Genomic DNA, 15,803 nt, shown 5'->3' with positions numbered 1-15,803 from the left:
AGGAATGAGACAACGATGGAGGATCGGTCTTCCCGGCGCATGCGAACACTGGTGACCCGAATGGCCCGTTCGAGGCCTGTCCGCTAATTAGCTCGAATGCGCGCTGATATCCATGATGGCCCGGAGCACAACACGCTCCAATCAGAGGCCGGATACATTGATGCAAGACCGCATCTGCCAGGTTGACGAAACCTCTTGCAACGCGCGGCCGGACCATACATTCGGGTCACAGGCTGACTTCCGCGCCGACTTGACCTGGTGTCGGCTTATCTCCTGAAGGCAGACATAGCGGCTGTGTAAGTGGAGGTCGGCAACGGGCGGCCATGAGCTGAAGCTGCTGGTTCGACGGGATGAAAGCGGCACTTCCATTGCTATTGCTCGGCCGAAACTCGTTGATGCCCGGAGAACTACGGACGCGGAACTCCTAAATTTGATCTTGCGTTCATCAGGCCAATCCTACATCTGCGGTCGATCACGGCATGTAGGTGAGGAATATGTCCTTCGACCCAATGGCCGCTGCGGTTGATTGGCTCGACGCCTACCGCGCTGGCGATATTGAAACTATCCTTGGAATGTATGCTGAGGATGCGACACTCCATTGCGGCTGTGGCGGCATGAAAGCCATCATTGGCCGAGAGGGCCTCCACGCCTATTGGATGGACCGGGTTCGGCAATTTCCAGCCTCGGAGCTGGACAACCTGCAGCCATCGGATGATGGAGCTCTAATCTCCTACGTCGCGAGAAACGGGATCGTCAGTGTAGTCCTGACGTTTGATGCTCTCGGTCAAATCGTAACCCATAGCTGCGGTCCATCCAATTAGAACGCACAAAGTCGCTTCGGCTTAGGGCAGAACGGCTTCAGAAATGAAAGTCTTGTAAGTGATCCCGATGTCGAAACTGAAACCTTCGCTTGGGAACTTGCGGATGACGTATGCCGCTTTATTCTGTTTCACCAAGTTGCTGGAGAAGCGCGGGCGGCTTAGCGGTGACCGACGAAGAACTTGCCACGGCTATCCGCGAGAGCTTCACGCAAGTCCGGTTGTGTGGTGGTCTAATCGAAAGTGAATTCAAATCGAATGCGTGAGCGAACATACGCGGGCGCACAAAGCCGCGGCTTCTATGGGAGCGCCAGAATAGTCTGCAATCGCTCCTTCAATTGATCGATGGAGAACGGCTTGCCGATCGCGGGCGCATCGCTGAACTCCTCCTCAAGCGGCGGTCCGCCATAACCGGTGCTGAACAGGAACGGAATCTTTCGGTCGCGCAAGATGCGCGCCACCGGGAAGACACGTTCACCTGCCAGGTTTACGTCAAGCAGCGCCAGATCGAACGATGCCCTTGTGGCAAGTTCGCACGCCTTTGGCACGTGGGCGGCCGAGGCGACCACCTTCAACCCCAATTCCTCGAGCATGTCTTCGATCATGAGGGCCACCAATCCCTCATCTTCGACCAGGAGAACCCTGGCGCCGGACAGCTCAACCATTGGACGATGCAGGCACAATGGGAAACACCATGCGGCAGCGGGTGCCCTCCGGCTCGAACACCAGATCGAACTCGCCGGCGAGGTCATGCTCGACGCAACGCTCCATCAGTCGCGTGCCGAAGCCGCGCCGCTTGGGTGGCGAAACCAGTGGCCCGCCACGTTCGCGCCACTCGCACTCCACCGTGTTGTGCGACAGTTCGTTCGGGCCAAGCCGCCAAGTGAGGGACACAGCCCCGTCTGGCACCGAGAGTGCGCCGTATTTTGCAGCGTTGGTCAGAAGTTCGTTGAGCACCATGGTGATGCTCAGCGCCGTTCGGGCATCCAGATCGACGTGGGGCCCCTGCGTCGTCACGCGTCCGCCCGACACCGGAGCAACGATATCGTAGACCAGCCTTTCTAAAGGTGCCTCCTGCCAATTTCGCCTGGTGAGCAGGTCATGCGCGCGGGCAAGCGCAAGCAGCCGCCCAGTGAACCTTGGCAGGAAGTTCCTGCAGGTCGGCGGCGTGGCGCGCGGTCTGGCTCGCGAGCGACTGCACGGTGGCCAGAGTGTTCTTCACACGATGGTTGAGCTCGTCAATTAAGATCTTTTGGGCGTTCTCGGCGCGCTTGCGCTCGCTGATATCGACCAGCATGTTGATGGCGCCGACCAGATTTCCCGCGGCGTCTCGCAGGGGCGTCGGATAAGGAATAAAGGGTACGCGTCTGCCGTCCGGGCGTTCGGCCACCGCTTCGGCACCGCGGACCTCACGGTTTTCGCGCAGCGCGACGGCCATCGGGCACTCATTGTGCGGCAGTGGCGTGCCGTCGGGCCAATAGAGTTTCCAGGTCACACACCATTCGTCGCCCGGCTGCGGCGTTCTGCCCGCCATCTCGACCGCCGCCCGATTGTAGAAATTGATGCGACCCTCGGCATCCGTCGTGTAAATGGCTGCTGGCAGCGCCTCGAGGAGATCGCGCATGCGTTGCTCGCCGTCGCGCAGGCGGTCCTCCAGTTGCTTGGTGGTGGTGACATCCTGGGCGACGCGCACGCCATAAAGGAATCGGCCTGCCGAATCCCGCACCGACGAGCTGAAAATGTCGAGATGGCGCACGGACCCGTCAGGCCGCAGTGCGCGCTTGCGAATCGTGTAGTTGTCGATGTCGCCACGGACCTGCCGCGCGTAGAACTCAGCGTCCTCGGTCTGGTCGTCGGGATGGGTGTAGTCGAAGAAGGTCATCCGCAACAGCTCGTCGCGCGAGCGCGCAGAGATGCGGCAGAGGGAATCATTCACCCGCAAGAAGCGGCCGTTCTCGTCGGTTTCGGAGATGCCGACGCTGGCGGCCTCATAAGTTGCCGCGAGCCGGGCTTCACTAGCTCGGCGCGCCTCTTCGGCAGCATGCAGTTCGGTGACGTCAATGGTGAAGCAGCGCGTGTTGACGAACTTGCCGTCCACAAAACGGCTGTTCGACGTAATCAGCGTGTGCTTGACAGAGCCATCACGCGCCCGCAGCCGCGCAGGATACCGACCGAGGGGCTCGCCACATGAAAGACGGTGAAGGATATCGCCGATCACCGGCGCGTCGACATGAAACTCGGCGACGTGGCGACCAATGTACTCCTCGCGCCTGTACCCAAGCAGATCCAACTCAGCTTTGTTGGCACGAAGGATAATCCCTTTTCCGCTGACGATATGAAGGCCCACCGCCCCATTATCGAAAAAGTCCTCCAGGTCCTGCGTCTCCCGGCGGACTTCCTCCTCGACCTGCTTGCGTCCGGTGATGTCCTGGAAGCAATTTATGGCGCCTTGGATGCGGCCAGCTTGATCGCGCAACGCCCGGATGTTGAGCAGGGCCGCGAAGCGAGAGCCATCCGGCCGGGCCATTATGACTTCGGCATTGCGGTCGGCGTTCCCAGACGAACCGCCGCGGCCATGGGGCAGTCGGCATGGGCCAGCGGAGTTCCATCGAGGAGGTAGAGCTGATGCGAACCGCAGAAGCGCTCCTGCTTGGCAGGGTCAGGTGTTCGCCCCCACGATTCCACGGCCTCGGTGTTGTAGGCGACGAGCAGTCCTTCCGCGTCACAAAGATAGACAGCGCCGGGAATGGCATCGAGCGCGGCGCGGCCGGCCGCGACCAGCGCTTCGAACTCCGTGGGCCTTTGGCGGGCGGACAGCGGGAATTCTTCGACGTTTGACATGAGGCGCTCGGCTCTCGGGGCGAGAGGAGCGACGGCCCGATACGGGCCTCGCTTATTTCAAATGAACATTGGCGGACGCCTCTGCGGTCCGCGGAACCCACCCTAACGTATGGCGCGCCATTTGGTTCCGCAGTACGGGCGGCAAGTCACCGCCACATCTGAGAAAAAGCGGCCTGCAAACTGAGGCGGCCTCAATCTACGGACGGCAATACGGCTACTCGACGGGCGCGGTCCCATACTTGTATTGCGACGCCGTCCACATATTGCTTGGCTTGGACAATGGCAGCGTCATCATCTTCGCACTCGACGATCACGGGGGACCCCTGAATGTGGCCTTCTTTATCAAAGCGATAGAGGCGATACTGCGCCATAGCCAGCACTCATGGGCGCTACTCTGATGCACAATAATTTACCCACTGTTCCAACCAGTGCAACCAATTTTTGCAGGGCTGAATTAGGTCCGAGCTCAAATCAAAGCGAGGACTGAGTTCGGCAGGCCAGCACCGGGCGCACAAGAACAACTCGGCGACAGATCCAGAGCGGATCACGAACCGCGGCTGCGCGAACATCACCTCTTCGGGTCCCAGGCTGATTTCCACAGCAACTTGACTTGGGTCGGCTTATCTCCTGAACGCGGACATGGCGGCTCTGTAAGCGAAGGCGGCAACGGGCCAAGAGCGCAGAGCCCGCCAAGCTGAGGCGGCCTTAATTCATCCGGCCGCGGAGCTTCTGTCGTAGCTGCCGTTGACCCCGAGCATTCCCCGACTGCTAGGCGAGCTTCGGCGGTACGTCGGATTTGCTCGGCACTCTCCAGGTCAATGAGGTCGTAACAGGCCAATACCCCAGTAACCGGTGCTCGCCTCTTCCCAAGTCAGTGGAACAAAATTAACATTTGTTAGTTATGGCCGGTAGCAGGCCTCGACGCTTATGTGCAACAGATGCCTTCAACTGGATGAGAAGCTCCGGCATTTCAGGAGGATCGCCGCGCGGGTAAATGACAGACTAACGAATGAGGCCCTCGACGTTCTGGCTCTGGAACATCAAACTCAGAAGCTGGCGCTCCATCCGGAAGCAGATAAGTAAGGCCGCCTCAGTTGGCGGCCTCTTTCTTTGGTCCTTCAACCCGAAGATTAAGCTTCGCGAACGTATTCTCCCGCGAGAACCTGGCCCTCCGCGTCGACATGGGCTGCACGGAATTGCACGACCGCATCTCCGGCAGAGCAGCGCCGGATTGGCAGCGCGCTATTTCTTTTCAGCAGGATCGCGTTGTTTGCCCTCGGGCTCTGGGACTTTGCCGACTTCGTTACTTTCGGGGCCGGATCCGGGTATTTTGTTTGAGATGGGATCTTGCGCGCGATACTTATCGACTAGAGCTGTTCTTGATGTTTTTTGTCCAGAGCAATTCCGTGACGTGTTTTTGCCATGCCGCGTCTCCGGGTTGGCAGCGAAACAGATACTGCACACGAACTCCTGAGGTTACGCATGGGTTCATACGGCGGTAGATACACTAGACCTCAATTGCCTGCAGTTACCCCGTTTTCATACAACGGCTTGATGCAATCGGATCAGCCGCACGAACCCCAAGGCCGAAGGGCACCTCGGCCGCTGCTAACTGCCGCCAAATCGTCCTCTCAGCCGTCGGCTACAACTTCCGCCGCATCCTCGCTTGGCTACAGAGAACCCTCGTCCATATTCCGGGTCCAGCTATGGCTAACGTCCGCTGTCCAGCCACGCTCAAATCGGCTTTCTTTGAAGCGGCGGCGGTTCCGGACCGAGCGGCCTCACAATGTCAACGGGAGGCACTTAGCATCGCCATCCGCACGCGGCCCAGAATTCGGGAGTAGCGATACGGCGCTCAACGACCAAGTTGATTAGTTGCAGTAGGGCGTAAGCCGTACCGGTATCTTCTTTGAGCGCCAATTCGCCGGGGGTGGACTGCGTTAGTCTTCTTTCTGAATTGTTACCATTTCGGCAAACTTCCAGAACCGCCCGGTTGTCTAATTTTTACGGCCCTTGACTACTTTCCCGGCGGAGGAGCTAGTCATGAAGCCATCAGAGATCTACCAGGAGAACGCCGATAACTGCGCCATGCTCGCAGAAGGAGAGCCCTCCAGGGATAGCCCGGCTTACAAGCGGTACCGGCGCATGGAACAGGCGTGGCGGTCTTTGGCCGAAGAGCAGGAATGGCTGGATGGGGAAGTACCACCGGTTCGGACGGATCGCGCCGATGTATCCAAAAAGCCGCTTGGTTAAGATTGCTTTTTCTTTCGTTAGAAACTTGCGGCGTTGCCGATGTGGCCGCGGACCTGCTTATCTCCTGTTCTTCAAACGGATTGTATCCGGTGAAGAGAGCCTCTGGCTTCTCCTTGTACTTTTTGGAGACGTCTGCGGCTGTCGATTGAAACTGGTGGACCTCACGCAATTGATGGCGGAAATTTGGGCTATCCTAAGAAACGTCCTAAACTCGTTTCCTAAAATGACTCTGCGGGAATGCGTACGGTCGGACCATCCCGTCCCAAAGGGTAGCGTGGCCATTTTGGTCCCCTACTCGAGGGATTACTTGAGGCGGCCCCCTGTCGAGAGCCCGTTCAAAAACACAGAGAACGCAGCAGCGCAAGGCAATGCCGATGCGGCTGAGTCCAGTAATGAGCGCGATCGCCAACACTCGGAGCGAATACGCCAGCGGAAGTCGCTTTTGGTTATGCTGCGGATGCTATGCAGCGTCAGATCAGGTCCAAGAAGGGCCATCCGGACTCATGCACCGGAGAAGCGCTGTAAGTCGTTCGACGCCAAAAGAGTATCGGGCTACATTAACAGCGGCTGCTGATCCAACTTTGATGGGGGCGTCAGCTATGGGTCAGGCGTGCGAGCACAGCTGGTCCATTGCAGTCATTCCGCAGCCGCCGCTGATGTCAGTTCGCCCAATTCTCTGGGTGCAGGTTCGTCTGCGGCGAGCCGCCGAAATGCTCGAGTCCGCTAGGTGGGCAGAGGCCGAATTCAACTGTTCTGGTCGAGAATTTCTCGCACGCGTAACGCGAGTTTTGCCTGAGATATCGGTTTTTCCAGCAAATTGACCCCCTCGTCGAGCCTTCCCTGGTGAACCACGGCGTTGCGCGAATAACCGGTCATGTACAGGATCTTCAACTCAGGTCTCATTTGCTGCGCACGCTTGCCTAACTCGCGCCCATTGATGCCTGGCATGACAACATCCGTCAGCAGAAGGTCGACCTTCGAATCCTCTTGCAGCAAAATGGTCAAAGCCGCTTGAGCGCTGCGGGCAGAGAGGACGCGATAGTTGAGATCTCGCAGAACGTCGGAAATATAGGTGCGAAGGTCTGCATCGTCCTCAACGACGAGAACGGTTTCGAACTTATCACCCTCAGGAGAAAGGTCTTCCGCTGTGCTCTCCAACAATTGCGCATTCCCGGCGAAGCGTGGGAAGTACATCTTGATGCTGGTGCCCTGGCCCACTTCGCTGTAGATCTTTGCGTGCCCTCCTGACTGTTTGACGAATCCATAGACTTGGCTCAGACCAAGGCCGGTGCCTTGCCCCGGCTCCTTCGTGGTAAAGAACGGCTCAAAAACGTGACTTAGAACGTCTGACGCCATCCCGCTGCCGGTGTCCGTGACGCAAATTGCGACGTATTGGCCTGGGATCAGTTCAGGATTGAGCCGGCAATACTCCTCGTCTGCGGAGATGTTGGCGGCCTCCAGGGTAAGCTTTCCGCCATTGGGCATCGCGTCACGTGCATTGATTGCAAGATTGACGATTGCCGACTCGAGATGGTTCGGATCGGCTTCGATATGCCATAACCCGGCACTTCCGACGGTCTGAACTTCGATGCGTTCCCCAAGCGTGCGCTGGAGGAACTCCTGCAGTCCGTTGATATAATTGTTCAGGTCGATAGGTTTCGGGTCGAGGGCCTGTCGTCGAGAGAACGCGAGCAAGCGGCTGGTGAGCGCCGCGGCTCTTTGAGCCCCGCGCTTCGCATTCGCCAATGCACGAGCCAAATTTGGGGCTGCCTTGGGGGCGTGCCGCTCAGCTGTCTCCAGATTGCCGATGACGATCATGAGCAAATTGTTGAAGTCATGCGCGATTCCGCCGCTGAGTTGCCCCACGGCTTCTAGCTTCTGAGATGCGGCCAGTTGCTGCTGAACCTGCTTGAGCTCGTCCTGAGCTCTCTTCCGGTCCGTGACGTCACGAGTGACCTTGGCAAATCCCACAATGTTGCCAGCGTCGTCGTTGATGCGATCGATGACGACCGACGCCCAAAAGCGACTCCCGTCCTTCCGCATGCGCCACCCTTCGGTTTCGAACCGACCATGCTCCCTCGCCTCGGAAAGCGCACTTTGCGGAACGCCAAGCTCCACATCCTCGGGCGTGTAGAAAGCGCTGAAATGTCGTCCGATGATCTCTGGCGGGGTGTAGCCCTTGATCCGCTGCGCGCCGGGATTCCAAGTCGTCACGTGACCGAGCGGGTCTACTTGAAAGATGGCGTAATCGACCACCGCCTCGATCAATTGGCGGTAACGCCCCTCACTAGCAAGGAGCTCTTCGTGAGCCTGCTGTCGCTCGGTAATATCTCGCGTAACCTTGGCAAAGCCGACCAAGTGACCGCTTTCGTCCCGGACCGCATCGATGACGACCGAAGCCCAAAACCGACTTCCGTCTTTGCGGACACGCCATCCCTCCGCGCTGAACCGACCGGTCCGCCCAGCGACGTTCAAGGCCTGTTCTGGCAGTCCTTTGGCTGTATCCTCGGGCGTGTAGAACGATGCAAACGATTTGCCGATGATTTCCTCAGGCGAGTAGCCCTTCAAGCGCTTCGCACCGGAGTTCCAGCTGCGTACCGTGCCGTCCACGTCGATCATGTAGATCGCGTAATCGACGATTGCGTCTATAAGCAGCTGGAGGCGGCGAGTATCGTCGAGTTCGTCGAATCTGGACTGGGGGATGAGACGGGCTCCATGGCCAAAACATTTAACTCCGAACACACGGTTCGGTTCCGGGGCCCGACAGCATTTGGTGGGCTCCATCGCCAGACGCTCACGACCCTGAGTCCCCCAACCGGCGCAGAACAGGCCTAGTGGAATCCGCTAAGGGCGGTCATCATATCCGAAGCCATCCCATCTGCGTGATCGCCAAGGGTCACCGTAAAGCCCCTTATCTATAGATTATCGAAGCGGAATCAAAAGGTGAAGCGAGTCTCCTCGCTTGTTGAGCTTACGGTCGAGCGTACTGTCATGGGCTTAGCTATCTGCGCGCAATCTGAAGACTCAGGGCAAGACCTTGCCGACTGGCTCGCATCTCGCCCCGAAAGAATGGCTCGAACAGCCTCTCCATGGTGACCTTCGGTATGGGTTCGCCGCCGCTCGCGACTGAGCTTCCGTCACTGCGCGCACGCGAACCGTCTCGTTGGACGTGCCATGGCTGGGCGCGCTTCCGACAACTGTGGACACCAGCTGCCTATTCTTGGCTTCACGCTTTGATTCTGCCGGGCGCTGGCAACAGCTGAAACGGATCTCTGGATGTCGTGCGACTGAGAGCTTCACAGTTCAAACCCGGAGTGTCCGGAAACCGGAAGGGGCGTCCGAAGCGTCAAGAATCTGATTTAGCGAGCGTAATTCATCGCGTCATGCACTCTTCTGTTCGCCATCGTCCCCCTGCTGCCGAAGCGCCTGCAGGATGAAAGCATCGATGAGTGGCTCCGCGAGGAACACACAAGCCTTTTTTGAGAAACCCTACTTAAGCCCCGCGCAGTGCCGGCAGGCATGGACGACGTGTTCCAGCTCGCTAACGAGACTGCTCTTGCCGATCTCGGCGGCAATAATATCTCGCAATCTGCGGGCCGCGGCGCGGAATTGCGGCCCCTCGATCAGGCAGTTGATTGCGGCGGAAATTTCCGTTTCGGGCGCGGTTGGCGCCACAATCAACCCGATGCCGCAGGCTTCCACACGCGCGGCGATGTCGCCCTGATCGCGTCCCATTGGCATGACCAAAAGCGGCAATCCGTGCAAGAGCGCACGACTTACCGTGCCGTGGCCGCCATGAGTCACGACTAGTGAGACCTGCTTCATGACCGCATCATGCGGAGCGCTGGGCAAGAGGGTTACGTTCGCCGGCGCATGCAGGTTGATATCCTTTAGAGCAGGTCCTAGCGTTGCAACGGCTTCCATCCTGATGCATCCGATTGCGTTGACAGCACGTTGCAGTACATCGGCTTGGTCTTGATTCGTTGTGCTGAAAGAAACCAATGCGCGAGGGCGATCAGACCCGTGGGACCAGGAGAAATTCCACGGCTTTGCCCAATCTGAAGAATCTAACAAGGGTCCAATATACCGAACGTTGCTGGGCAGGGAGACGGCAGGAAAATCAAATGCTGCGCTCATTGCTAATAGGAACCGGGCGGGCCGATCGAACAGCTCCAGCACATGGCCATAAGGCGCAAGCTTCAGGCTCGCCCGTGCCTCGTTCAGCATCGGCAGCCATTCATTCATGGCTCCGATGAATCTGCTATTTGCAGCCTCGACCCGTATACGCTGTGCAGGCGTACGAGGCATCGGCAAACCGCTGCCGATCGGCGGTACACCTGGTAATGGTCGCAAGCTGATCGTCGGCGAAAGCAGTGCACAAGGAATGCAAGCGGCCTCCGCAGCCAGCACGGAGCCAACGAGAGCGGTATCGGTCAACAAACCGTCAGTTGGGGCGCGCCTAATTTCATCTAGCGTGTCTGCACCCCGCGCGGCGGCCGGACCAAAAAGGAGGTTATCATATGCGTTCTCAAGAGGATCGCTGGTCTGGGCAATGGGCGAGACACGCGGCGCCCGCTGCCAAGTGGCAAAGCCGAAGCCTGCCGCCTCCACCGACTCACGCGCGTCCGCACGCGCGATAAAGCGAACGCCATGACCATTCGCGCGCAACTGCCTCGCTGCGGTCAGAGTCGGGCCGAGATGGCCAGGACCTCCCCAAGAGGCCACCAGAAAATTGTAGGACATGGTTTCACTTCACGTGCGGACTGTCGCCGCAAGGGCTTTCGACGTGGGAGGAACAGTGTCGGCCACAATGGACGGCTCGACGCCGTTGCGGGACCAGCTTCATACTGCCTCGGCAGTGAGGACCATCATCGGAGAGTCGGTGCGTGTGATCGATATCTGGCCAAAGCCGGATTCGGAGAGTAGTCTCTGATACTCCTCCAGGGTGCGTTCACGCCCGGTGACCATAACAAGCATGTTGAGATCCATAAGAGGCGTGAACAGCGATCGAGTTCCTGGCTCAAGGAGCTGCTCGACAACCGCCAGACGCGCGCCGGCTTTCGCGGCTCGTCGGCAATTCCGCAGAATCGTCAGGCATTCTTCATCACCCCAATCGTGCAGGATGTATTTGAGCAGGTATAGATCGCCTTCAGGCACGCTCTCGAAGAAGTCTCCTCCAACGACCCTGACACGCTTTGCAAGTCCGGCCTCATTGGCGGCGAAAGTTGCACTTGTCACCACGTTTGGCAAATCGAACACGATGCCTTTCAGAGCGGCATTCGCACGCATGAGGGAGTAGAGGAACGCTCCTGCCGCTCCCCCGACATCTACTGCCTGAGTGAAGCGCGTCGTGTCCAGCAGGCAGGCAACTGCGTCGGATACGGTAGCGGTCAGGTTGGTCATCGCCTCGGTGAAGGCGGCACCCTCATCCGGGACTGCCTTATAGTAGTCCCAGATCTCCGCCTTTAAGGTGACAAGCGTCTGCCGTTCGCCGGTCTTGAGCGCATCCGTGAACCGTCCCCATGGCAACCAGTGGCCCGGAGCTGCTTGCGACAAGGCAAAGCCACTTAGAGAGCCCGGAATGTCCTTGCGCAGGGTCTGAAGCAGTTCAGTGGTGAAGTACCGGTTTCCCTCGAGCTTGATCATTCCGAGCCCGGCGCAGCCTGTCAGGAAACGTCCCGTAGCCAGTTCGTCGAGACCTTCGGCAACGGCAAATTCGCGGACCGTCATTGGCTGACGTTCGAGATGATCCGCGAGCGAGTAGCACGCCGCACCGCGCACGATCTGGGTAACCCAATATCCAGTAATCATGCGAAGCATATCTTGTGACGCCGAAGTCGAACGTGAGGCATCTTCCATTGAATGGCCATTTCGTTGGTTGCCGAGAAGACGAGGCCGCATCCGCGTCGCTGTACTCAGCGTGTCGCAATGCTGCAAAGCCGGCCTCTCCCCGGCGACCCCAGCTAAAGTTGGGTAATCGGTATAACCCTCCGCGGTGCCTCCATAGAACGTCGCCGCATCCCATGCGCTGAGCGGCGCGCATTTCTTCAACCGCTCAACCAGATCAGGGTTGGAAATGAAAGCCTTGCCAAACGAGATCAAATCGGCCGTACCAGTCCCGAGCGCCTTGGTCGCCAGTTCGAAATCATAGCCGTTGTTGGCGATATAGGTCTGGTTGAAGCGTCGGCGCAGGCTTCCGTAGTCGAAGGGCGCGATGTCGCGGGGACCGCCCGTCGCACCCTCGATTACGTGGATATAGACAAGTTTCAGCGCGTCGAGCTGCTCGACGATGTGATCGAAGAGAGGTTGCGGATTGGAGTCCGAACCATCTGCGACCGGCGTTAGCGGCGAGAGGCGGATGCCGGTGCGATCGGCCCCGACTTCGGACGCGACCGCCCTGGCAACTTCCAGCAACAATCTTGCACGGTTCTCGATCGAACCGCCATAGCCGTCCGTGCGCTTGTTTGCCCCGTCCTTTGCGAACTGGTCGAGCAGATAGCCATTGGCGCCATGGATCTCGACGCCGTCACAGCCTGCTACCAGCGCGTTCGCCGCGGCGCGGCGAAAGTCGTCGATCAGCCCGGGAATTTCCCAAAGCTCGAGCGCGCGCGGCCTGGAGGTCTGCATGAATGTGCCGTTAACGAAAGTCTTGGCTTTGGCACAGATCGCAGACGGTGCAACTGGCGCGCCACCGCCCGGCTGCAGAGAGCTGTGCGAGATGCGTCCGACATGCCAGAGCTGGAGGAAGATCCGGCCGCTGCGTACATGTACGGAGTCTGTGACGCGCCGCCAGCCCAAGACCTGTTCCTTCGAATGAATGCCGGGCGTGTCCTGATAGCCCTGACCCTGCGGCGATATCTGGCTTGCTTCTGTGATAATGAGACCGGCTGAGGCACGCTGCGAGTAATACTCGGCAGCAAGCGGGCTTGGCATCAACCCGTGCGGCTGTGCGCGGTTACGAGTCAAGGGGGCCATTACTACCCGATTGGACAGGGCGAACGGGCCGAGTTGGAAAGCATCGAAGAGCTTCGTTGGCGCACACATATTCATTGACCGATTTGATCTTCGAGGGTGCATCTATCTTGAACCTAGAAGGGCCGCTGGTACGGCTTCGACAGCCATTTTGTCAGCTCGGCGGCTGACAGTTCCGGGCTTAGCCGCGCAGCCTGACCGCACCACAACGGCATGAAGTCTGTGCACCCATGCGGTTCAGATGCGGCGCGTAGCGGAGCAAGCGGAGTCGCGGCCAGAGGGAAAGCCGGTACATTCTTCGCGATTGGACCGAGTTCTCGAACGATTCGCGTTTCGCACACGCGCGCCGGACGCCCGGTAAAGACGTTTGTGACCAATGTTTGCTCCGGTCGCGCAGCTCTCACTGCCTGTCGGTACAGAGGAGAAACATTCGCCTCCTCACAGAAGAGAAATGCAGTGCCGACCTGTACCGCCGAGGCGCCCAATGCGAATACAGCTGCAACTCCCCGGGGATCGCCGATGCCGCCGGCGGCTATGACCGGTACTTTCACTGCGTCAACAACCTGCGGCACCAGAGCCATCGCGCCGACCTGCGCGTCGATCTTGTGGCGGAGGAACGTTCCCCGATGTCCGCCTGCTTCAAGCCCTTGAGCAATGATGGCATCGCAACCGGCTTCCTCAAGCCACTCCGCTTCTTCGACGGTAGTTGCCGACGACACGATCTTCGCGCCGGTCTTGCGCACACGATCGAGAAGGTGCCTGGGCGGAAGGCCGAAGTGAAAGCTGACGACCTCCGGTGTGATCTCTTCCAGAAGCGCGCAATGAGCACTCCCGAATGCCGGAACAAGCATGCTGGGGCGACCTGCGTCGAAGACAAGGCCGAGCTCGGCGTAGTACGGTGTTAAACACTGAACCCAGGCATCTTCGCACGCCGAATTCCTGGCCGGCGATTCATGGCAAAGAAAGTTCACATTGATGGGCTTCGACGTCCGCCGTCGTATCTCGGAGAATATATTCAGAGCCTCCTCCGCACCCAGGTGGGAAGCGGGAAGCGAACCAAGCCCGCCGGCCTCTGCAACGCCGATGATCATCTCAGCCGTAACAATGCCCAGCATGGGCGCCTGAATGATCGGCAGTTCAATTTCGAACAGCTCGGTAATTGATCGAGGATAGATGCTCATTTTTCTTCTTCGCGCTAGTTCGATTAATCGGAGACTTTGACTGGATCACCAGCGCCCTGCGTTGGCGCCGCCATCGACGTGCAAAATTTCGCCGGTGACAAAGGCTGCATCTTCGAGATAGAGGACCGCGTCGACGATCTCCTGAATCTCGCCGATGCGGCCCAATGGATGTAAGGTTGCAAGGAACGCATGCGTATCGATCGCATGCATCGAAGTCCGGATCACCCCGGGAGCCACCGCGTTCACCCGGATACCCTTGTCCGCATATTCGATGGCGAGGGACCGCGTCACTGCGTTGATCCCACCCTTGGTGATCGCCGTCAAAGCCGCCGGCAGGCCCTTCAATGGCTGCTCAGCCAGGAGACTGGAGGTAATGTTGATGATGTGCCCGTTCGCCTGACGACGCATTTCGGCGATCGCCCTCTGCGAGACGTGAAAGAAGCCTCCGAGATTTACTTGTAAGAGCGTCGCAAAGTCGCTCTCGGTGTACTCCGTAAAGGGCTTGGGCACGAAGGCACCGGCGTTGTTGATCAGGGTGTCCACGCGCCCGAAGCGCTCTTTCGCTGTTTGGATAACCAACGAGGCTGTCTCCGGCTGTGAGATATCGCCGGCAACTTCGACCAGATTCGGCTGGCCGGTGGTCGCGATCTTTCGTGAACAGGCGACCACACCGTAGCCCTTGGCGAGTAGTTGCCGGACTATTCCGGCGCCGATTCCCTGAGACGCACCCGTTACTATGGCAACTCGTTCTGCTGTACTCATCATGCCGCCACTGCTGAAATTGACCAAATCCCGGACAGCATTTAGCGATCTCCGCGAAAATCGTCTTGGCGTTTTCAGACACCTGCTTCAGCTTTCCGTGACCGCTTGCGGCGTCCTGCGCCCGCCGTGCTGCTTCCTTTAGAACGGATCTACAAGCAGTGCGAAGAGATAGCCGATGCTACGTTCGGTTTTGATGATGCGCGGCGCGCTCGGGTCGGTCTCCAGCTTGCGTCTGAGACGCATAACCTGAACATCGATGCTTCGATCGAAAATGTCTTCGTGGATTTTGGTCGCCTGCAGCAGCTGCTCGCGCGAGAGTGGCCTTTGCGGTGCCTCGAGGAAGGCGACGAGCAGAACGTATTCGCCCTTGGTCAGCAACACGGGATGGCCCTTCGGGTCGGTGACTCGCCGTACGCGGCGATCGAGCTGCCAGCCACCGAACCTGAATCCACCCCGTTCAGGGTCGCGCGCGCGCGCCGCCTGCCCGAGCGTCTGTCGCCTTAGCACGGCCCGGACGCGCGCCAGCAACTCTCTCAGGCTAAACGGCTTGGTCACATAGTCGTCGGCCCCGAGTTCGAGGGCGACGACCCGATCGATCTCGTCGCGTCCGTCGCCGGTCGTGACGATGATCGGCACGTCGGAGCGCGACCGGATTTCCCTCAGCAGGACCAGGCCATCCTCCTGGCCCAGGCGCAGGTCCAGAATAACCAGGCTCGGATTGCTGCCAGCGAAATGTCGGCCAAATTCGTGCCGGCCGGCCACGGCGCAGACCGGCATGTTGTGCTCTCCGAAGAAGCTGGCGACCGACTGGCGCGTAGCCGGGTCGTCCTCGATGAAGAGGACATGACCTGAATTTCTGGTGGCGACGTACTCGCCGTTGCTGCTTCGATTCTGGATCGAGGATGAACGGCTGCGCCGCGTCTCCGCTGCGCCTGTTACTACGGCAACCTCTTCTATTCGACCCCACATCATATGT

General features: G+C 59.0%; 12 protein-coding genes and 3 pseudogenes. 4 read left to right on the top strand and 11 right to left on the bottom strand.

Features of this window, described 5'->3' with window-relative positions:
- Positions 1-494: 494 nt before the first annotated feature.
- Entirely contained in the window at positions 495-821 is a 327-nt protein-coding gene (locus ACVWYI_RS11785) for a nuclear transport factor 2 family protein (RefSeq protein ID WP_456662065.1), read from the top strand.
- Positions 822-1,117: 296 nt separating this feature from the next.
- On the opposite strand, the gene ACVWYI_RS11780 is transcribed toward ACVWYI_RS11785, so the two are convergent.
- The 4 genes and pseudogenes from ACVWYI_RS11780 to ACVWYI_RS11765 all read right to left on the bottom strand — a co-directional run bounded on the left by ACVWYI_RS11780 (position 1,118) and on the right by ACVWYI_RS11765 (position 4,030).
- Positions 1,118-1,483 (bottom strand): response regulator, encoded by a 366-nt coding sequence (locus ACVWYI_RS11780; protein ID WP_456662064.1) that lies wholly within the window; start codon positions 1,481-1,483, stop codon positions 1,118-1,120.
- Positions 1,476-1,835, bottom strand: coding sequence for a sensor histidine kinase (locus ACVWYI_RS11775; protein ID WP_456664626.1), 360 nt, complete (start codon positions 1,833-1,835; stop codon positions 1,476-1,478). Before ACVWYI_RS11775 ends, ACVWYI_RS11780 begins: the two co-directional genes overlap by 8 nt.
- Positions 1,836-1,847: 12 nt before the next feature.
- Positions 1,848-3,659 (bottom strand): annotated as a pseudogene (locus tag ACVWYI_RS11770) (PAS domain S-box protein); the annotation flags it as partial.
- A 191-nt stretch (positions 3,660-3,850) separates the two neighbouring features.
- Positions 3,851-4,030 (bottom strand): hypothetical protein, encoded by a 180-nt coding sequence (locus ACVWYI_RS11765; protein WP_456662063.1) that lies wholly within the window; start codon positions 4,028-4,030, stop codon positions 3,851-3,853.
- 1,211 nt (positions 4,031-5,241) lie between these two features.
- Here ACVWYI_RS11765 and ACVWYI_RS11760 point away from each other — a divergent pair.
- Together ACVWYI_RS11760 and ACVWYI_RS11755 are read left to right on the top strand one after the other, a co-directional pair.
- Positions 5,242-5,381: pseudogene (locus ACVWYI_RS11760) on the top strand (IS5/IS1182 family transposase); the annotation flags it as partial.
- A 321-nt stretch (positions 5,382-5,702) separates the two neighbouring features.
- Positions 5,703-5,912, top strand: coding sequence for a hypothetical protein (locus ACVWYI_RS11755; protein ID WP_456662062.1), 210 nt, complete (start codon positions 5,703-5,705; stop codon positions 5,910-5,912).
- A 744-nt stretch (positions 5,913-6,656) separates the two neighbouring features.
- On the opposite strand, the gene ACVWYI_RS11750 is transcribed toward ACVWYI_RS11755, so the two are convergent.
- On the bottom strand, positions 6,657-8,615 hold the full coding sequence (locus tag ACVWYI_RS11750; protein ID WP_456664510.1) for a PAS domain S-box protein: 1,959 nt from the start codon (positions 8,613-8,615) through the stop codon (positions 6,657-6,659).
- A gap of 578 nt (positions 8,616-9,193) precedes the next feature.
- Between ACVWYI_RS11750 and ACVWYI_RS11745 the strand changes: the two genes are divergently transcribed.
- On the top strand, positions 9,194-9,349 hold the full coding sequence (locus ACVWYI_RS11745) for a DUF5681 domain-containing protein (protein ID WP_456662061.1): 156 nt from the start codon (positions 9,194-9,196) through the stop codon (positions 9,347-9,349).
- Positions 9,350-9,401: 52 nt separating this feature from the next.
- On the opposite strand, the gene ACVWYI_RS11740 is transcribed toward ACVWYI_RS11745, so the two are convergent.
- The 6 genes and pseudogenes from ACVWYI_RS11740 to ACVWYI_RS11715 form a co-directional block, all read right to left on the bottom strand.
- On the bottom strand, positions 9,402-10,655 hold the full coding sequence (locus ACVWYI_RS11740; protein WP_456662060.1) for a glycosyltransferase: 1,254 nt from the start codon (positions 10,653-10,655) through the stop codon (positions 9,402-9,404).
- 99 nt (positions 10,656-10,754) lie between these two features.
- Complete coding sequence (locus ACVWYI_RS11735) at positions 10,755-11,558, bottom strand: methyltransferase (RefSeq protein ID WP_456664509.1); 804 nt, start codon at positions 11,556-11,558, stop codon at positions 10,755-10,757.
- A 318-nt stretch (positions 11,559-11,876) separates the two neighbouring features.
- Positions 11,877-12,956 (bottom strand): annotated as a pseudogene (locus tag ACVWYI_RS11730) (alkene reductase); the annotation flags it as partial.
- A gap of 44 nt (positions 12,957-13,000) precedes the next feature.
- Positions 13,001-14,065, bottom strand: coding sequence for an NAD(P)H-dependent flavin oxidoreductase (locus ACVWYI_RS11725; protein WP_456662059.1), 1,065 nt, complete (start codon positions 14,063-14,065; stop codon positions 13,001-13,003).
- Between the two features lie 45 nt (positions 14,066-14,110).
- The gene (locus tag ACVWYI_RS11720; RefSeq protein WP_456664508.1) at positions 14,111-14,827 is read right to left on the bottom strand and encodes an SDR family NAD(P)-dependent oxidoreductase; all 717 of its coding nucleotides are present in this window, start codon (positions 14,825-14,827) and stop codon (positions 14,111-14,113) included.
- Positions 14,828-14,965: 138 nt separating this feature from the next.
- Positions 14,966-15,799: a response regulator gene (locus tag ACVWYI_RS11715; RefSeq protein ID WP_456662058.1), complete on the bottom strand. Its 834-nt coding sequence runs from the start codon at positions 15,797-15,799 to the stop codon at positions 14,966-14,968.
- Positions 15,800-15,803 lie beyond the last annotated feature (4 nt).

The organism is Bradyrhizobium sp. LB13.1, from assembly GCF_054056815.1.
The sequence above is the reverse complement of the archived record's forward strand: the minus strand, read 5'-3'. Positions and strand labels throughout refer to the sequence as shown.